Origin of the sequence: Streptomyces sp. NBC_00028, from assembly GCF_045041065.1 — a bacterium.
Lineage (GTDB): Bacteria > Actinomycetota > Actinomycetes > Streptomycetales > Streptomycetaceae > Streptomyces.
The window spans coordinates 2,141,262-2,159,628 of record NZ_CP108293.1 but is presented as its reverse complement, the minus strand read 5'-3'; the positions used below and the strand labels follow the sequence as shown (position 1 = coordinate 2,159,628).

Here is an 18,367-nt window from a genome sequence, read left to right as displayed (position 1 = left end):
ACAGGAGCGAAATAACGGAAACACTGTAACCGATATGATTATCCGGTCTGAACGCCAATCCACCTCGAAGTCCGCGGTCGTCGACGATCCGCGGGCGCGCTGCAAGAGCGCCGGAGACGGGGCCGCGTCCGGGCTGCTGCCCGGCAGTGCCTCGTCCCTGCACCACTTCGCGGCGGCCGTGCTGGTGGCGTCCTGTGACGGCATCCGCCCCGACCTGCCGCCGCGGGGTGGCGCAGGTGCGCGCGCCGCCCGCACCGAGTGGTCCGGGCGCGTGGGCGAACCGGGCTTCCCGGCACCGCCGCTCTGGGATGCCGAGGACAAGAGCACACCCATCGACGTGCTCGATACCGCGCGACGCCTGCCACAGCAGAAGTGGCGCCTCATCGACAGCGGCCACACGGCCCCCCGCGGACGATCAAGCGACATCGCCGAAAGCGCCCTCTCGTCTGCTGTGGCAGGCATCGCGGAAAGGCAAGAGTCATGAACCACCTCGACCCCCTCGACGTCTTGATCGTCGGCGCCGGGCCGACCGGGACCACGCTGGCGATCGACCTCGTCCGTCGCGGCCTGGACATCCGCATCGTCAACAAGGCAGATCATGTCTTCGACGGTTCACGGGCCAAGGGGATCCAGCCGCGCACCCTGGAGGTGTTGGAGGACCTCGGCGCGCTCGACTCCGTCCTCGCGCGCGGCAGCACCTACCCCCTGCTCGGGATCCATGTCGGCCCCCTGGCGGTTCCGTGGCGGATGATGCGCAACAGGCAGGCGAGCGCAGACATTCCCTACCCCAACACGTGGCTGATACCTCAACACGACACCGACCGCGCGCTGCACGATCGCCTCGAACAGCTCGGCCATCATGCCGAGTTCACGTCGGAACTCGTCGAACTGGCCCAGGACGGTGACCTCGTCACCGCCCAGGTGGCGGGCCCCGACGGGATCGAGGAGATCCGTGCCCGTTATCTCGTCGGCGCCGACGGCGGCTCCAGCACCGTCCGCAAGCAGCTCGGCATCGAGTTCACCGGAGCGACGGACGAACAGGACCGAATGATCATCGTGGACGCCGTCACCACAGGTCTGTCCCGCGACCGGTGGCACATGTGGCCCCGGCTCGGCGGCAAGTTCGCCGGGGCCTGCCCGCTGCCGCACAGCGACGTCTTCCAGTGGATGATCCGACTGGCGGCCGACGAGGAGCCCGTCCTCGACGAGGCGGCGCTCAACGAGCGGATCCGCTCCATTACCGGCAACCGGCACATCACACTGAGCGACATCCAGTGGACATCAGTGTTCCGGCCCAACATCCGCCTCGCCGAGAGCTACCGCCACGGGCGCGTCCTCATCGCCGGCGATGCCGCCCATGTGCACACTCCAGCCGGCGCTCAGGGACTGAACACCGGCATCCAGGACGCCTACAACCTCGGCTGGAAGCTCGCCCAGGTCCTGGCCGGCGCCGACCTCGCACTCCTGGACACCTACGAGACTGAACGGATGCCGATCGCGGCCGAAGTGCTCGGACTGTCCACAAAAAACTACGACCGCATGACCAAACTCGATCCCTCGAGCCTCAAGCGCGGCAAAGACGAACAGCAGCTGGCGCTCACCTACTTCGGCGGCCCCCTCGCGCCCGCCGACGGCCACCGCACCAAGACGCTGCGCGTCGGCGACCGGATGCCCGACGCCATACTGACCGACAGCGACGGCACGGAAATCAGGCTGTTCGACCTCCTGCGCGGTCCGCACTTCACCGCCCTCGCCCACGGTGGTCCTGCCGCCCAGGCCCTCGACCGGCTCGAATGGCCCACGGACGGCGCACAGTTGAAACGGATCGCCGTCGGCACCTCCGCCGAACACGCCGACCACGTCCTCACCGATCCCGCAGGAACACTCAGGCCGGTCCACGGGCTCACCGAGGACGCCCTGCTGCTGGTGCGCCCCGACGGCTACATCGGTCACATCGCGACCACGGACTTCCTCACGAGTACCCGCACCGCCACCCAGGCGATGACGCCGACGATCCCCACCGTGTCAGCTCCCGGGACGGGAGGCGACGAATGAACCGCATCCTGCTGCGCGGCGCGCGGGTGATCACCATGGCGCCGGGGCGCCCCGACGCCGAGCGCATCGATATCCTCGTCGACGGTGACCGCATCGCCGTCACCGGCGAGAACCTGGACGCGCCGGACGCCGAAACCGTCGACTTCACCGGACGCGTGATCCTCCCCGGCCTGGTCAACACCCACCTGCACACCTGGCAGACCGCGCTGCGGTCAGTGGGCGCCGACTGGACTCTCTTGGAGTACCTCACCCACCTGCACGGGAATGCCGTCCAACACTACGAACCCGACGACATGTACGTCAGCAATCTTGCCGGCGCGCTGAACCAGATCAACTGCGGCACCACCACCCTCGGGGACTGGTGCCACAACAGCCTGACACCCGAGCATGCCGACGCCGCCGTCGACGGGCTGATGCAGGCCGGCATCCGTGCCGTCTTCCTGCACGGCACGCCCTACCGGGACCCGGACCTCCCCCATCCGCTCGCCGAGATCGACCGCCTGCTCAACGGCCCCGTCCGCGACCATGACCTGCTCACGCTCGGCATGGCCGTCCAGGGACCGCAGTACTCCTCCCCGCACACCGCGGTGGCGGACTTCCGCGCCGCGCACGAACGCGGTCTCGTCGCCTCCTTCCATCAGAGTGGCGGAGCCCTCGCACGGGGTTGGGAGGCCGTACGCAACGCCGGACTGTTCGGCCCCTCCACAAACGTGGTGCACGGCTCCGACCTGCCCGACGCCTGGGTCAAGAAGCTCGTCAGGGTCGGCGTCACCTTCACCTGCACACCGGAGAACGAACTGGGCCAGGGACACGGCACCCCCGTCACCGGCACCCTGCTGCGCCATGGCGCGGCCCCCTCGCTCGGCACCGATGTCGACAGCGTCGTACCCGGCCACATCCTCACCGCCGCCCGCTTGGCTCTCGCCCACCAGCGCAGCCTCGATCACGCCCACCGGCAGCGCACCGGCAGCCACGCCAACACGCCAACTGTCACCGCCAAGCAGGCCCTCGCGTGGGCCACCGTCGAAGGAGCGAAGGCGCTCGGCCTGGCCGACCAAGTCGGCCGTATCGCACCGGGCATGCAGGCCGACCTGGTCGCCATCGACACCCGTGCCGTCAATCTCTGGCCCGCGCATAACCCGATCGCCGCGGCCCTGCACGCCGACATCGCGAACATCGAAGCGGTCATGATCGCCGGACGCTGGCGCAAACGCGACCACGCCCTGCTCGACTGCGACCTGGACACGGTCAAGGAGCGGCTCCTTGCGGCGGGTGAGCGACTCCTCCACGCGATGGGCGCAGTGTGAAAGCCGATACCCAGCTGGCCGCGCAGAACGGGCAGCCACATGGCGGCGCGCTTTCGCGCCGGCCCGCCCTGCCTCGGGGGACGGCGTTCTGGCTTGTGGCTCTGGCCTTCGCCGTGACCATGCTCGGCACCACCCTGCCGACCCCGCTGTACGTGCTCTACCAGCACCGCCTCGGCTTCTCGACCCTCATGAGCACGGTGATCTTCGCCGCGTATGCGGTGGGGGTCCTGACCGCGCTGGTCCTGTTCGGACGCGTCTCGGATGTCATCGGACGGCGCCGTACGCTGCTGCCCGGACTTGCCGGCGCTGCACTCAGCTCTGCGGTGTTTCTGGGTGCGGACAACCTGCCACTGCTGATCACTGGACGCGTACTGTCGGGCCTGTCTGCGGGCATCTTCACCGGCGCCGCGACCGCCGCGCTGGTCGACCTTGCCGACGAGAACGCGGGTGAACGCGCCAGCCTGGTGGCCACAGTGGCGAACATGGGCGGGCTCGGCGCGGGACCGCTGCTCTCCGGACTGCTCGCCGAACTTGCCCCAGCCCCCTTGCGGCTGCCGTATGAGGTGCACCTCGGCATGCTCGCCGTGGTCACGGCCGGCGTGTGGCTGATGCCGGAACAGGTCAAGGCCGGGCGGCCGCGACTGACCGTCACCCGCCCGCGAGTGCCCGAACAGATGCGGGCTACCTTCCGGCAGGCGTCGATCACCGGATTCGCGAGCTTCGCTGTGCTCGGATTGTTCACGGCAGTCGCACCGTCGTTTCTCGGGCACCTGCTCCACCTGTCCGAGCCCGCACTGTCCGGTGCCGTGGTCTGCACAGTGTTCGCCGCCTCGGCCATCGGCCAGATCGCACTTGTACGGCCACTGGGCCAAGCGGCACTGGCCGCCGGGTGTGGTCTGCTGATCGCGGGCATGGCGCTGCTGATTGCGGGACTCGCCGGCGGATCGCTGTTCCTCCTGCTCGGCGCAGCCGTAACAGCCGGGCTGGGGCAAGGGGTGACCTTCCGCGCGGGGCTGGCCGCGATCAACGCAGAGGCACCCGCTGGACAACGGGCAGAGGTGGCCTCGACCTACTTCATCGTGCTTTACGTCGCCATCTCCGTGCCCGTGGTGGGCGTCGGAATGGCCGCCGAGGCCGTGGGGCTCCGGGCAGCCGGGATCGGCTTCTGCGTGGCGGTGGCCCTGTTGGGCCTGAGCGCGCTGATGACGCTGCGCCGGGGGCAACGTGAACGGTGAACGAAAGGATGCCGGCCAGGGTGGCGCGAGCGGCTCCAAGCGTCAGGCCCTGGACCAGGAGCAGATCGTCCGTGCCGCCATCGGTCTTCTCGACAATGAGGGCATCGACGGCCTGACCATGCGGCGCCTCGGTGAACTTCTAGACTCCACCGCTGCAGCGATCTATTGGCACATCAGGAACAAGCATGACCTCCTGCTGCTGGCCTGCGACGCGATCTGGGGGGAGCTGCGGCCAATTGATCTTGAAGGAGCCGAGTGGCCTGAGTCATCCATCACCATGGCTCAGGAGATGCACGCGATGTTCCAGCGGCACTCATGGCTCGCGCCCGCCATGCCTACCCATGCCCCGTACGGGCCCAAGCGGACGCTGTATGACAACCACCTGCTTCAGCTCTGCGCGGCGGCAGGGTTCACCGACCCGGATGCCGAGCACGCAAGGGAAACCATCCTGGCATTCGTGGTCGGTGCCTGCCTCACCGTGACGTCTCGCACAAGTCTTGTCTTCGGACTGCGGGCAGTTCACGAGGGGCTTGAATCACAGATCACCGATCGCCCCTGACTTTCAACTGATCCGCGACTTCAGCGACATGCTCACCCAACAGGCCGGCGTCCTCCTGCCGCTTGGATCGATGAGGCGATCATGGCGGATCTGCCAGGCCTGGCCAGCTTTGCCCGCGGCCTCACCGGCGACCTCGACGCTGTCACCGCCGGACTAACCCTTCGGTGGCACGGAGGCGCCGTGAACCGCATCAAGAAGAACAAACGACAGCTTTACGGGCGAGCAGAGTTCGACCTTCTCCGGAAGATGATCCTGCTCTCGTGACCTCCGCATGCCTCGTTTGTCGATGGTCGAGCGGCACCATGCTGGATCAGAAGTCTTAGGTCCAAAGTCGGGATTCCATTGGACTCCAGCGAGAAGAAAATGGACGGGTGAACTCTCCTGCGTTCGATGTGGACTCCTTCCTCGGCCAGCCGCTCACGGCGCGCATCGCGACCCATGGCCCGTCGGTGCGCCCCGTGTGGTTTCTATGGGAGGACGGAGCCTTTTGGGTCCTGACGGGGCCGTGGGCCAGGCTCTTCGATCACGTCAGGACAAACCCCAGGGTCGCCCTCGTTGTCGACGTCTGCGATATCGAAACGGGCCTTGTCCAACAGGTGATCGCTCGTGGTGAGGCCGAGCTCGTGCCCTTCGACGTACCCCGAGGCCGGCGCAAGCTCATCCGCTACCTCGGCTCGGACGAGTCCTGCTGGGACGAACGCTTCGTGCACTACTTGCACGACGACCCCGGGGACAGGGGAACGACGTGGTTGAGGCTGGTTCCCGACTCGCTCACGGCACAGGATCTGAGCTATTCCGGCACCGTGGGACCGAAGTCGCCGTCGCCACCGGCAGCATAGGACCGTTCCGGTTAACGCTCACACCTCTGTCACAGGCGACAAGCGAAGGCACCTGTCACCTAACGTGATCGCTCCCCGTGATCGCTGCCGGAGTCCAGAAGAACGCGTGAAGGCCATCGACAGCTTGCAGAGAGTCTCGGCGCCGGCCGGAGAGCCGCGAATGGGCTTTGGCTACCCGGCGCGGGGTTTTGTCGCGGTTCGCCGAGCCCTTCGCCTTGCGTGACAGCACCCGCTGCGCACTGGCCAGGCGGGCGCGGTCACGCCGCTCATGCATGGGGGTGGCGAACTTCTTCCCCGGCGGGCAGGGTTACCAGGCAGCTGATCCCCGCGTCCATGGCGGGGGCCGCAGCAATGCTGTCCTCGGCGAGCATCAAGACGAATCAGCGGCCCGCCGAGTCCCGGGACAGGATCACCGTGGTGGGTTGCGCGTCCTCGGGCAGCGGACGCGGCCAGGGGATGCCCCGCGGCTGGGGCATGTTCGCCAGCGTGCGCTGGCCATCGTGCCAGTGATGGCGCTGTACTCCGCCGAAACGCGGGATTCCTCGACGCTTGCAGCGGGGCCGAAGGTGTCGCGTATCAGCTGTGGGCGGTCTGCAGCTGTTGGCGGTCGATCCATTCGAACATCAGCTGCAACACCTCAGGCATCTTGCTCACGGCACAGTGTCCGGTGTCGGGGAGCAGGTGGACTTCCGTGTCCCTGCGTCCCATGAACACGAGGGTGTCGTGCTGGGGAACGTGGACGTCATCGGCGCCATTGATCACGAGCATCGGGACGTTGGCGTCGAGGTCGAGTAACGGACGCAGGCGGAACGACGGCCAGCGGTGGGCCAGTTCGGCGTGGGTCGGCTCGTGATCGAAGCCCAAGGCGTTGCCGACAATGCCGTCCATGCCGTGTGCAAAGGTCCGGCCTGGGGCGAACGCCGCCTCGACGGGGCCGCCGAGGACGATCGCCGCGTCGACGTCTCCGGCCAGACCCGAGCAGGCCGAGAAGTGCCCACCCATGGATATGCCCAGATGCAGGACACGCCCGTTGCCCAGAGTCCGCGCTTCGAGGGCCAGTGCGCGCACGGTCTCGGCGCCCTCCTCCGAGTCCATGGGGCCGGCGCTCTCGCCGGTGCCAGGGAGGTCGAAGGCCAGCACGCCCATGCCAGTGCGCAGGACGACGGCCTCGAAGAGGCCGTGGAAGTCCATTTTCCAGGTGTCCACTCCGCCACTGGCCAGCAGGACGGGGGTATCTGCGGACCAGCCGGGCGGGGTGAGAAGGTGCACGGGTACGGCGGTGACTCCCTCCTCGTGGGGTATCTGGATCACGCGGCGCTCAAAGCCGACCTTGAAGCCGGGAACGGCAAGCAGGTACTGCTCGAGCTGCCGTTCCAGCGCCGTGCGCTTGGCGACGTCGGCCACAGTGGGAAACTTCGCCCACCCAAAGGCCAACGCCGCGAGTTGATGTCGGCGGTGCTCGGCGTATCCGGCGGCCAGGCGCGACCACTCGTAGACCCATCCGCCCGGCTGGTCGGGCCACATCTCGGTGATGGCCGATCGGACCGTGTCGACATCCGCGGCCGGCAGGCCGCTGTTCACCATCTGCCGGTACCGCTCGACGAACAGGTCCTCGGGGGCGACCTTCCAGTGGTAGGACATACGGAGCCTACTTCCCACAGCGTTAACGCAAGATTATTGCTTTAGTAGCGTAGTCGGCGTGGATCCTTTAAAGCAAGAAACCTGACTTATGCTTCCCGGGTGACTGAACAGCGTTCAATCCAGCGCCGCACGGGAGGTCGGTCCGCACGCGTACGGAAGGCCGTACTGGACACGACTCTGGCCATGCTGGCCGAGCACGGCGCCGAGAGACTGAGCATCGCCGAGGTGGCGGCACGCGCCGATGTGCACGAGACGTCGATCTACCGCCGATGGAAGACGCGCGAAGGGCTGATCGTGGCTGCGATGCTGGCCCACAGCGAGCAGATGCTCCCCGTCCCCGACACCGGATCCCTGCGCGCTGACCTGATCGCGTACGCGGCCTCCATGGTGCGCATGGTGAACTCGCCGCTCGGCGAGAGGCTCATTCGCGCCATGGCGGCCACGGAAGACAGCCCTGACCTTGCTGGGATGCGCGGTGAATTCTGGAACACGAGGCTGGACTCCGCCGGCATCATGATCGACCGCGCCGTCGCCCGCGGCGAATTGGCGACGGCCCCTGACACACGGCTGGTGCTCGAGGTGCTCCTCGCACCGGTCCACTTCCAAGTGCTGCTCACCCGCCGACCGGTCGACGACCAGTACACCCAGCGGATCGTCGACCTTGTGATGAATGGGCTTGTGGACAGGCGCGCATAGCTCTTCTGAGCTCGTTCGGACGGCCACCCAGACCGAATGCACCGCGAAGTGAGCCTGCGTAGCGAGACATCCGCCGGCTGGGCGATCACGGGCCGGCGCCAAGACAGCCGTTGTCGGCAGAATGTGTCGCTGGCCGGTTCATCCGCAGGCCGCGGGAAGGACGAGACGGAACGTGCACCCCTTGCCCGGGGCGGTGTCGAGTTCGAGGCGGCCACCATGGCCCTCGGCGATCGCGGCGGCGATGGAAAGGCCCAGGCCGCTGCCGCCGTGGGCGCGGGACCGGGACGGGTCGGCGCGGTAGAAGCGCTCGAAGACGTGTGTGGCATCCGGGGTGGGGAGTCCGGGCCCGTCGTCGGCCACTTCGACGACGCTGACCGGCATGCCGTACGGCAGGGGCGGTGACGCGCTGGTACGACCCGGGCCGTCCGCTCCGCAGGTGTCGTCGCTCACCTGGCTCTCGCCCACCCTGACGTGGACGGTCGTACCGGGTGGGGTGTGGACGCGTGCGTTGGAAAGCAGGTTTTCGATGATTTGTCTCAGCCGGTTGGGATCGCCGGTGGCTTCCACCATGTCCAGTTCGCCGCTGTCCCCAGGGCCCGAAAGGGGGCCCAGGTCGATCGGATGGCTCGCCCCGTGCACCGCGGCAGTGCGCACGGCGTCCGCTGCCAGGGAGCGCAGGTTCACCGGTTCCCTCTCGTACGACGGTTCTCGGCCCAGTTGGGCGAGGAGTTGAAGGTCGTTGACAAGGATGCCCATGCGCTCCGCGTTCTGCGCGATGAGCCGATGGGCTTCGTCCTGTTCGTGGGCCGGCAGCCGGTCGCGGCGCAGTATGAGCTGTGCGTAGCCCTGGATGGTCGTGAGCGGGGTGCGCAGTTCGTGGCCGGCGTCGGCGACGAAGCGTCGCATGCGTGCTTCGGATGCCTCCCGCTCATCGAGGGCCTGCCGCAGTCTCTCCAGCATGGAGTTCAGCACTTGGCCGAGCCGTCCGATCTCGGTCTGCCGGTTCGTGTCGGGGAGGCGCAGATCGAGCTGCCCCGCGCTGATCTGTTCGGCCGTGCTCTCCATTCGGGTCAGCGGGAGCAGCCCGAGCCGCACGACCCAGCGGCCCAATGCGACAAGGGCGGCGATGGCGACGGCAAGCAGCACGACGTTGACCCAAAGGATCTTGGAGGTGGCGCCGTCGACTGTGTCCAGCGGCAGAGCCACGACGACGTGCATGTTGTCCGGGCCCGAACTTCGCAGCACCCTCCACCGGCTGTCGCCGCTGACGGCATTCACCGTCTGCGGGTGACCGTCCCGCAGACCGAGCCGCGCCACTGAATCTGCGATCCGGGGTCCTGGTGAGTCGTCGGCGCCGAGCGACACGTGCATCCGGCGGCCGGAGGAGTCGTAGAAGAAGACCCGGAAGTCCGACGGCAGGACGCCGGGCCGTCCCTCGGAAACGGCTCCTTTGCGCGCGTCGAGGTAGGCGGGGGAAGGGGGGTGAAAGGCGGCGAGCTGCTGGTCGACGCGGTCCAGCAGCCACGAGCGCAGTACCACGAAGCCGAAGGCCTGGGAGACCAGGACGGCGACCGTCGCCAGCGCGGTGACGCCGAGGATCAGGCGTCGGCGCAGCGAACTGGGCGGGCGGACAAGCAGCCGTTTCACTGGTCCGCTGCCGCGTCCGCATCGCGCGGCAGCCGCAGACAGTACCCCACGCCGCGCACGGTATGGATCAGCGGCGGATCGTAGCAGTCGATCTTCTTGCGCAGATATCTGACGTACGTCTCGACGATGTGGGCGTTCCCGGAGAAGTCATAGCTCCACACGTGATCGAGGATCTGGGCCCTGCTCACTACCCGGCCCGGATTGGCCATCAGATAGGCCAGCAGCTTGAACTCGGTCGGCGACAGCGGAACGTAGCGCCCGGCGCGGTGCACCTCATGCGCTCCCTCATCGAGTTCGAGGTCGGCGTAGCGCAACACGCTCTCCGCAAGGAGCAGTTCCGTCTCCTGGGCGTACATGCGACGCAGGATGGCCTCGATGCGCAAGAGAACCTCCTCGATGTGGAAGGGCTTCGTCACGTAGTCGTCGCCGCCCGAGCTCAATCCCCTGATCCGGTCGGCGATGTCGATCCGGGCGGTCAGGAACAGAACGGGCACTGTGTTCCCGGCGGCCCGCAGTCGTTGCGTGACCTCGAAGCCGTCCAGGTCGGGGAGCATCACGTCGAGCAGCACCAGGTGAGGCTCCCGCCGCTCGATCTCGACGAGGGCCGACTGACCGTCCACCGCTCCGCTCACCTCGTATCCAGTGAGACGGAGGGTGGACTCCAACAGGGTGCGGATGCTGGGTTCGTCCTCGACCACGAGGAGCCGGTACCGGGCCCTGTCCGCGGGCTGCTCTGTCATCGTGCTGTGCGGTCCGTTCCGTTGCCGTTCACCGGGCGGCGCAGTCGTACAGCACGGAGGAGCCGAAGGGCGCCGCACCGCCCGTGCTCTCCTGCGACGTCTCGGTGCCTCCGTAAGCCGAGGCGGGCACCTTGGTGCAGTTCTTGGAAATCCAGTCCGAGCGCTCCGCGGCAGGCCCCTGCGACAGGGCCGGCATCATCATCGCTCCACCGCTGGAGTCATCCATTCCAAGGACGTACCTCAACTCTCCGTCCGTGGTCCACTTCTTCAGCTGGCCCACCGAGGGCGCGTCGTCGGAACCGACGAAGCCGCCCATGCCGATCACCGTCTCGTCACTGTTCAGGATGAACGCGTTGGCGGCGTTGGCGCCGCCCGAGACAGCGAGCTTGATCCGCGCCTTGGGCGAGTGCTTCACGGCATAGTTGAGCATCTTGCGCTGGTCGGAAGTGAGTGACGAGTCGCCGGCACCGCCGAATCCGCCGGACATTCCTCCGGATCCGCCAGGGAAGGAGGGCATCTCCTGGCCGCCGGCGGTCGAACCTGAGCCGGAACCACCGGACGCTTCGGGCATCGCGCTGGGGACACCACTTGGCATACCACTGGGAAGACCGCCCTGGTCACCACCGGGCATCCCGGACGGCATCCCGGGCATCCCACCCGCCGGCTGCTCGCCCTGCTGCCCCGCGCCAGCGCCACCGCCGGGGAAGCCCTCCATACCCGAAGGCATCCCGGACGGCATGTCCGACGATCCCTGAGCCCCGCCGGAGACCTGCCCTGGCATACCGGAAAAGCCGAACGCCGACTGAGAACCGCTGGGACCCGCCGTCGGGTTGCCGCCCGCCATGGCATTCGACGTGTCCGAGGCAGGAGTGCTGGCCGCCCACGCCCCTGGAGCCACCAGCATCGACACCACAGCGGCAGCCACACCGGCCAGGAGCAGCTTTCCGCCTCGCCGGAACAACAGCAGAGCGATCGCCGCACAGCCGACCAGCAGCACGGGCCAGATCAGCCACCCGTTCCAGTCCGGCGTACGACGGATGACCACCACCGCCCAGACAACCGTCACCGCCACGGCCCCCGCACCGACCCACGGAGCCCACGCAGCGCCGGCTCGATGGACACGGATCAGGGCGGACAGCATCCCCCCGCACAGGGCAGCGATCGCCGGGGCCAGCTGGGTGGTGTAGTACGGGTGGAAGATGCCCTTCTGCGCTGAGAACACGCCCACGCACACGATCAGCCAGGCCCCCCACAACAGCCACCCCGAGGCGGGCAGTACGACGGACGGCCCCAGCTGCCCGCGGCGGTTAAGCACCGCGCACACCACCGCGAGGGTCAGGGCCACCGCGCAGGCCGGCAACAGCCAGCTGATCTGCCCGCCGACCTGGCTGTTGAACATGCGACCGAGACCCGCCGCGCCACCGAACTGCCCCACCCCGCTGCCGGATTGCGACGAGCCATCGCTGGAGCCGAAGACCCGGCCGAGACCGTTGTAGCCGACGACCAGGTCCCAGGCGGACCCGTCCTCACTGCCGCCGATGTACGGCCGGTCACCCGGCCACAGCGCCACCATCGCGACCCACCACAGTGAGGACGCCATCAAGACGGCTCCCGCAGCCAGCAACCGCCCCACCCGTGCGATCCAGGCGCCGCTTGCGCCCGCGAGCCAGGCAACGGCGAACGCGGGCACGACCAGCCAGGCGGCGAGCATCTTGGTGAGAAACCCGCAGCCGATCAGGAACCCGCTCGCGCACAGCCACCAGGTCCCCGTCCGGCTTTCGGCCTGCAAGGCGCGGGTGAGTGCGTAGGCGGCCGACACCAGCAGCAGGACGAGGAGCGTATCGGGGTTGTTGTCCCGGTTGATGGCCACGGTGATGGGGGTGAGGGTGAGCACCAGGGCCGAGAGCAGTGCGGCCAGCTCGCCGGCCCAGCGGCGCACGGTCCGGTGCAGTACGAATACTGCGGCCACACCCTCGATCACCTGAGGAAGGACCACTGCCCAGCCGTGCAGCCCGAAGATCTTGCTGCTGACGACCTGGGGCCACAGCGCGGCGGGCGGCTTGTCGACGGTGACAACTCCGGCCGGGTCGTAGGAACCGAACAGGAAGTAGGTCCAGCTCTTCCCCATCGATTTCACGGCCGCGGAGTAAAAGCCGTTGCCCCAGCCCAACGAACCGAGCGACCAGCCATACAACGCGGTCGCCACCAGCATGATCACGCCGAGCGCGACCGGCGCCCCCCACACAGGCCGGGAGCGCATAGAGGGATCGGTAGGACCGCGGTACGACGGAGCGATGGACAGGGTCCGGGAGGACTCGTTCATGGAGGGAGATCAACTCTCGTCAGAGGTGGGGTGGGAGGGGCGCTTGCGTCCGGTGCCGGCCCCATTGCGGAAGACCGCCAGCCGGAGCACGGCGAAGCGAACGGCGGTGACCACGACGGAGGCGGCGGCCAGGACAGCGGTCTCCTCAGCCGCCGAGGCGCCGGGATCGGCGTGCTTGAACCACAGCACCGCGCCGGAGGTGACCAGGTAGCCGAGCACGAACAGCGCCCCTGCCCCCAGGTGGGCACGTGCCGGCCGAGTCTGTGCATGCCGGAAAGTGAGGCGGCGGTTCGCCTCGGTGTTCAGGACCGTCAGTAGCAGCAGCGACACCAGATTGGCGGCCGCCGGCTGCCACCAGCCGCGCAACAGCCAGTACAGCAGCGCCTGCCCGACGGTGGAGGCGACACCGATTGCGATGAAGCAGCCCACCTCCCACGACAGCACACCCCGCCCCGTGGTCGGCGCCAGGACGGCATCAGGGTGCTCGGCGGCCGGGGCGGGGCGGTGGGGCAGTTCGACGCGGGCAGCACCGGAAGCCTTGAGCCGCGCCATCCGCCACAGCCCTTTGAGGTCATCGGTGGCCGTGTTCACCACGTCGACCCTGGTGTCGACGTCCTCCACCCAGTCGACCGGCACCTCGTGCACACGCAGCCCGTTGTGCTCAGCGAGCAGCAGCAGTTCAGTGTCGAAGAACCAGGCGTCGTCCTTGGTCACGGCCAGCAGAGGCCGAAGCACCTCCGTGCGGGCGGCCTTGAAGCCGCACTGGGCGTCGGTGAAACGCACGCCGTGGGAGAGCCGGATGATCCCGTTGTAGCAGCGGGAGATGAACTCGCGGCGCGGCCCACGCACAGTACGCGCACCCGGTGCCAGCCTGCTGCCGATGGCGAGATCCGAGTGCCCAGTGGCGAGCGGAGCGACGAGCGGCAGCAGCCCGTCGAGGCCGGTGGACAGATCCACATCCATGTAGGCCACGACGTCCGCGTCGCTGCACCCCCACACGATGCGCAAGGCGAGACCCCGGCCCTTGCGGCCCAGGTGCACAACATCGACGCCTGGCAATTCTTCCGCCATACGGCGGGCGACGCTGAGGGTGGCGTCCGTGCTGGCGTTGTCGGCGACAGTAATGCGCCAGGGGAAGGGGAACTCTTCGGTCAGCCGGGCGTGCAGGGTGCGCAGGCAGCCGGGCAGGGCGCGTTCCTCGTTGTAGACGGGCACGACGATTTCAACGGTCGCCGTCCCAGACTCGGCGCGCGCGGTCCCGCGTGGGTGCTGGAAAGCGACGGTCCTGCCGGGGGTGTGAGTTTGGGCCGTGTTGTGGGGGAGGGGAGACATGGCTTCCTCAGACGAGAAGGGACACGGGATGGCTCCGTTGCCTTGGTCGCGGGCAGGTCACGACTCTCACCCATCCGGCTGGGAGACCCGGGAGAGGAAAGTGAGAGCTGACAGAGAGTCAGATGCCTGTGGCCGGATCCTGTTGCTACGGGGATCTGCTCGGAGTTCAGGGCGATGTGCCCGAAGCAAGCCAGGGGCGCCAGAGCGTGCGCAGCGGGTGGCATGTTCGAGCAGCTGGCCTGGAGGAGAGGCTGACTCATAGCCTTGGCTCCATCGAGGAAACGGAGCCCGGAGGGGGTGTGAAGTCCGCCGTCCTAGCAGTCGTGTGCGGCGTCGCGGAACGTGCCCAGCGCCCTCGGCATCCGGCTCGACGGCGACGGCACTCTGGACCTGTGTCTCGAATCCGCCGTGAGGCAATGTTTGTCATCACTGCCGCGAGTGCGTGATATCCAGCGTTTCGGATGCCGAACCCTCGCTGGACGGCGGACCCCGCCTTCTCGGACGACCGACGCTTCGGCCGCATGCCTCCCGATGACATGCGGCCGACCGCAACGTCAAATGCCCCGAACCTGTACCAGTGCCTGCGTCACGCCTGCGGCTGGAGCACGGTCTCTTCGGCCGCGGGCGTCGCCGCGTGCTTGCGCTCGGCTCGCCGATCGGCGCGGCGCTCCCGCCGGGTCTCGACCATCGTGTAGAGGGTCGGGATCAGGATGAGCGTCAGCCCGGTGGAGCTGAAGAGCCCGCCGATGACGACGACGGCGAGGGGCTGGGAGATAAAGCCGCCCGAGCCGGTGATGCCAAGGGCCATGGGAGTCAGCGCGAAGATGGTGGCGAGTGCCGTCATCAAAATAGGCCGCAGCCTGCGGCTGCCGCCCTCGCGGACCGCCTCCGGAACGCTCATGCCCCGCGCCCGGTACTGGTTGATCAGGTCCATCAGCACGATGGCGTTGGTTACCACGATGCCGATGAGCATGAGCAGGCCGATCAGGGCCGCGACGCCCAGCGGGGTGTCGGTGATGCGCAGCAGGGCTATTGCGCCGGTGGCGGCGAAGGGGATCGACACGAGAAGGATCAGGGTCTGGCGGATGCTGCGGAACACCGCGACCAGCACCAGGAACACGATGGCGATGGCCGCCACGATCGCCAGGGCAAGCTGGCTGAAGGCGTCGTTCTGGCTTGAGGTGACGCCGCCCATCTCGTAGGAGACGCCTGAGGGCAGGTCCGCCTTCTTCACTGCGTCCTCCACCGCTGTGCTCGCGGCTCCGGTGTTGTCGCCTACCGGGGTCGCCGAGACGGTTACGGACTCGGTGCCATCTACTCGTGACCGCTCGACAGGTTCTTCGGTCTGCGTCACGTTTGCGACGCTGTCGAGACGGACGTCGCCCGAAGAAGTCGAGATCTTCAGCGCGCGCAGTTCGCTGACGGAGTTCGGGGCGTCGGAGGTCGTCTTGACGACCACATCGCGCTGGGTGCCGTCAACGGTGATCTGGGTGACCGTGGAGCCCTGCACGGCCTCGGCGACCGACGACGCGATGCTCGTTTCGGTCAGCCCATGCTCGGCCGCCGCCTCACCCTTGGCCCGGACGGTGATCTGAGGTGCCTCCTGGGAAAGGTCGCTCGTGACCGCGGCGACCTCATCGACCTTCTTCAGCTCCTTCACAACGCTGTCGGTGGCGGTGCTCAGCGCCACTGCGTCGTCGCCCTTGAGCAAGACCTCGACGTCGCTGCTCGTGCCGAAGCCGGTGTTGGAGCTGAACGTCAGGTCGCCCACGCCGTTGAGCTTGTCGAACTTCTCGCGCAACGTGTCCTCCACCTCGGAGGAGTCGGCGCTGTCCGTCAGGGCGATGCTGTAGGTGGCGCTGTCCGAGACCGAGCCGGTGGAGAAGAAGCCGCCCGACGAACCGATCGTGACTTGGTATGAGTCGACGCCGTCCGCACCGGACAGCACCTCCTCCACCTTCTTCGCTGCCTGATTGGTCCCGTTCAGGCTGGTACCGGCCGGCATGGTCTGGGTGACGCTGAGGGAGTCCTGTCCGGAGTCCCCGAGGAAGCTGGTCTTCAGCCCGGACACCATGCTGAAGGTCACCACGAGCAGCACGGCGGCGAGGGCGAGAACGGTCTTGCGGCGACGGGTGGCCCACTCGATGACAGGCACGTACATGCGCTGCAGGCGACCGTTGCGCTCCTCCTCTTCGACGAGTGCGCGGAACTGCTCCTGGTCTTTGCCCACCGCATCCTTTGGCGGCTTCAGGAACCAGTACGCCAGGACGGGCACGATGGTCAGAGACACCAACAGCGAGGCGGCCATCGCGACGGTGACGGTGACGGAGAAGGGGGAGAACAGTTCACCGACGATGCCGCTCACCAGGCCGATCGGCAGGAATACCGCGACCGTGGTGAGTGTGGAGGACGTGACAGCGGCCGACACCTCGCGGACTCCGGTGAGCACGGCGGCGCGCTTTGCCTCGCCATAGCCGAGGTGCCGTTTGATGTTTTCCAGGACGACGATCGAGTCGTCAACGACCCGGCCGACGGCCATGGTCAGCGCGCCCAGCGTGAGGACGTTCAGCGAGTAGTCCTCATACCACAGGGCGATGAGGGCGATCAGCAGGGACAGGGGGATGGAGACCGCTGTCACCAGAGTGGAACGGATCGATCGAAGGAACAGGACGATGATGAGGATCGCCATGAGCAGTCCCAGGGCGCCCTCCTCGACGAGGCCGTTCACCGACTTGCTGACCTGCGGGCCGTTGTCGGAGATGACCGTGAGTTTCGCGTTGTGGCCAAGCGACTTCTCCAGGCCCGGGATTTTGGCGCGGACGTCGTCGGAGATGGAGACCGAGCTGCCGTCGTGGTCCATGGTGACGGAAATACCCAGGCTGGCCTCGCCGTTGGTCCGCGTCAGCGTCGTTGCCTCGGCGTCCTGAACCTTTACCGAGGCGACGTCCTTGAGCTGGACCGGGTCCTGCGAGCCGGAGCTGGCGGACGTCGTGCTGGTGCCACCCGCGACGCCTGTGCTTCCTGCGATACCCGCGCCCGAGGGGGACCCTGTGCCGCTCGTGGTACTCGAACCCGATCCGGTCGACGCGCTCAGCCACAGGCTTTCGACCTGCCGCACTGAGGTGATGGAGTCACCGACTTCGATGCTCAGGCTCTTGCCGTCGGAATCGACGGAGCCGCCGGCGCTGGTGCCGCCGTTCGAGGTCAGTGCGCTTTTGATCGACTGAACGGTCAGGCCCGCGTTCTCGAGCTTGTCAGAGTCGGGGGTGATGGTGACGACCTGGTCCGCCGTTCCGGACACAGTGACCTGATTCACGCCATCGATGGACTTCAGCTCGGGTTCGACCTTGTCCGCCAGGGCGTCGGCGAGCTGCTGCTGGTCAGCGTCGGAGGTCGCGGCCAGGGTGATGGTGGGCTGGTCACCGGTGCCGCCGGTGACGACCTGGGGGTCGACGCCGTCTGGGAGGTTCGCGGTTCCCTTGTCGAGGGCCTGTTGCACCTCGTTCGCCTTCGTGTCGGTGTCGACGCCGAAGTCGAACTGCAGCTGCACCGTCACCGAGCCCGTCCGCGACGTGGAGGTCATCGACTGCACCGAGTCGACGCTCTTCACCGCGTCCTCGATGGGCTTGGCGACCTGGTCCTCAACGACGTCGGGGGACGCGCCCTGGTAGGTGGCGGTCACAGTAATCGCGGGAAAGGACAGGTCGGGCAACAACTGCTGTTTCAGGGACGGCACGGCGTACGTGGCCAGAGCGATAACGATCAGCGTGATGAGGGTGGCCAGCTTGCGATTGGCGAGGCTCAGCCTGGAAAGCCAGGACATGCGGAGGGTCTCACTTCTGCGGTGGGACGGAAGAAGAAGAGGCCGTCCCGGGCCATGGGGTCCCGGGACGGCGTGCGCCCACCCTGCCCGCCTCGCCCGTCATCCGTCGTCGCCCGGCCGCGGTGCTTTCCCTGTACCGCGCGCGCGTTACCCGGCATATCGAGTACCGC

At 67.6% G+C, this 18,367-nt stretch carries 14 protein-coding genes and 1 pseudogene; 8 read left to right on the top strand and 7 right to left on the bottom strand.

Features of this window, described 5'->3' with window-relative positions; all coding sequences use genetic code 11:
- Positions 1–34 precede the first annotated feature (34 nt).
- The 7 genes from OG885_RS09485 to OG885_RS09455 all read left to right on the top strand — a co-directional run bounded on the left by OG885_RS09485 (position 35) and on the right by OG885_RS09455 (position 5,995).
- Positions 35–484 carry a hypothetical protein gene (locus tag OG885_RS09485; protein WP_405728968.1) on the top strand — a complete coding sequence of 150 codons (450 nt, stop codon included), beginning with the start codon at positions 35–37 and terminating at the stop codon, positions 482–484.
- Entirely contained in the window at positions 481–2,055 is a 1,575-nt protein-coding gene (locus tag OG885_RS09480) for an FAD-dependent oxidoreductase (protein ID WP_405728965.1), read from the top strand. Before OG885_RS09485 ends, OG885_RS09480 begins: the two co-directional genes overlap by 4 nt.
- Positions 2,052–3,362, top strand: a complete 1,311-nt coding sequence (locus OG885_RS09475) for an amidohydrolase family protein (RefSeq protein ID WP_405728962.1) — start codon at positions 2,052–2,054, stop codon at positions 3,360–3,362. The genes OG885_RS09480 and OG885_RS09475 overlap by 4 nt, the downstream gene beginning before the upstream one ends.
- Positions 3,359–4,597, top strand: a complete 1,239-nt coding sequence (locus OG885_RS09470; RefSeq protein WP_405728959.1) for an MFS transporter — start codon at positions 3,359–3,361, stop codon at positions 4,595–4,597. The genes OG885_RS09475 and OG885_RS09470 overlap by 4 nt, the downstream gene beginning before the upstream one ends.
- Entirely contained in the window at positions 4,587–5,156 is a 570-nt protein-coding gene (locus OG885_RS09465; protein ID WP_405728956.1) for a TetR/AcrR family transcriptional regulator, read from the top strand. The genes OG885_RS09470 and OG885_RS09465 overlap by 11 nt, the downstream gene beginning before the upstream one ends.
- 81 nt (positions 5,157–5,237) lie before the next feature.
- Positions 5,238–5,420: a hypothetical protein gene (locus OG885_RS09460; RefSeq protein WP_405728953.1), complete on the top strand. Its 183-nt coding sequence runs from the start codon at positions 5,238–5,240 to the stop codon at positions 5,418–5,420.
- A 107-nt stretch (positions 5,421–5,527) separates the two neighbouring features.
- A complete protein-coding gene (locus tag OG885_RS09455; protein ID WP_405728950.1) occupies positions 5,528–5,995 on the top strand; it encodes a pyridoxamine 5'-phosphate oxidase family protein in 468 nt (155 codons plus the stop codon).
- Positions 5,996–6,122: 127 nt separating this feature from the next.
- Here OG885_RS09455 and OG885_RS09450 read toward each other — a convergent pair.
- Together OG885_RS09450 and OG885_RS09445 are read right to left on the bottom strand one after the other, a co-directional pair.
- Positions 6,123–6,545, bottom strand: a pseudogene (locus OG885_RS09450) (transposase); the annotation flags it as partial.
- Between the two features lie 26 nt (positions 6,546–6,571).
- Entirely contained in the window at positions 6,572–7,636 is a 1,065-nt protein-coding gene (locus OG885_RS09445) for an alpha/beta hydrolase family protein (RefSeq protein ID WP_405728947.1), read from the bottom strand.
- A gap of 99 nt (positions 7,637–7,735) precedes the next feature.
- Between OG885_RS09445 and OG885_RS09440 the strand changes: the two genes are divergently transcribed.
- Positions 7,736–8,332, top strand: coding sequence for a TetR/AcrR family transcriptional regulator (locus OG885_RS09440; protein WP_405728944.1), 597 nt, complete (start codon positions 7,736–7,738; stop codon positions 8,330–8,332).
- Between the two features lie 138 nt (positions 8,333–8,470).
- Here the strand turns inward: OG885_RS09440 and OG885_RS09435 are convergent, their stop codons facing one another.
- The 5 genes from OG885_RS09435 to OG885_RS09415 form a co-directional block, all read right to left on the bottom strand.
- Entirely contained in the window at positions 8,471–9,979 is a 1,509-nt protein-coding gene (locus OG885_RS09435) for a sensor histidine kinase (RefSeq protein ID WP_405728941.1), read from the bottom strand.
- The gene (locus tag OG885_RS09430; protein WP_405728938.1) at positions 9,976–10,719 is read right to left on the bottom strand and encodes a response regulator transcription factor; all 744 of its coding nucleotides are present in this window, start codon (positions 10,717–10,719) and stop codon (positions 9,976–9,978) included. The genes OG885_RS09435 and OG885_RS09430 overlap by 4 nt, the downstream gene beginning before the upstream one ends.
- A gap of 28 nt (positions 10,720–10,747) precedes the next feature.
- Positions 10,748–12,979 carry a glycosyltransferase family 39 protein gene (locus OG885_RS09425; RefSeq protein ID WP_405728935.1) on the bottom strand — a complete coding sequence of 744 codons (2,232 nt, stop codon included), beginning with the start codon at positions 12,977–12,979 and terminating at the stop codon, positions 10,748–10,750.
- Positions 12,980–13,051: 72 nt separating this feature from the next.
- Complete coding sequence (locus OG885_RS09420; RefSeq protein ID WP_405728932.1) at positions 13,052–14,257, bottom strand: glycosyltransferase; 1,206 nt, start codon at positions 14,255–14,257, stop codon at positions 13,052–13,054.
- Between the two features lie 703 nt (positions 14,258–14,960).
- Positions 14,961–18,197, bottom strand: coding sequence for an efflux RND transporter permease subunit (locus OG885_RS09415; RefSeq protein WP_405728929.1), 3,237 nt, complete (start codon positions 18,195–18,197; stop codon positions 14,961–14,963).
- Positions 18,198–18,367: the final 170 nt, after the last annotated feature.

Bases quoted from the DNA above. Each gene is read 5' to 3' on its own strand.
- OG885_RS09415 (WP_405728929.1), bottom strand. From the start codon at position 18,197: ATGTCCTGGCTTTCCAGGCTGAGCCTCGCCAATCGCAAGCTGGCCACC.
- OG885_RS09445 (WP_405728947.1), bottom strand. From the start codon at position 7,636: ATGTCCTACCACTGGAAGGTCGCCCCCGAGGACCTGTTCGTCGAGCGG.
- OG885_RS09485 (WP_405728968.1), top strand. From the start codon at position 35: ATGATTATCCGGTCTGAACGCCAATCCACCTCGAAGTCCGCGGTCGTC.
- OG885_RS09475 (WP_405728962.1), top strand. From the start codon at position 2,052: ATGAACCGCATCCTGCTGCGCGGCGCGCGGGTGATCACCATGGCGCCG.
- OG885_RS09425 (WP_405728935.1), bottom strand. From the start codon at position 12,979: ATGCGCTCCCGGCCTGTGTGGGGGGCGCCGGTCGCGCTCGGCGTGATC.
- OG885_RS09480 (WP_405728965.1), top strand. From the start codon at position 481: ATGAACCACCTCGACCCCCTCGACGTCTTGATCGTCGGCGCCGGGCCG.
- OG885_RS09430 (WP_405728938.1), bottom strand. From the start codon at position 10,719: ATGACAGAGCAGCCCGCGGACAGGGCCCGGTACCGGCTCCTCGTGGTC.
- OG885_RS09460 (WP_405728953.1), top strand. From the start codon at position 5,238: ATGGCGGATCTGCCAGGCCTGGCCAGCTTTGCCCGCGGCCTCACCGGC.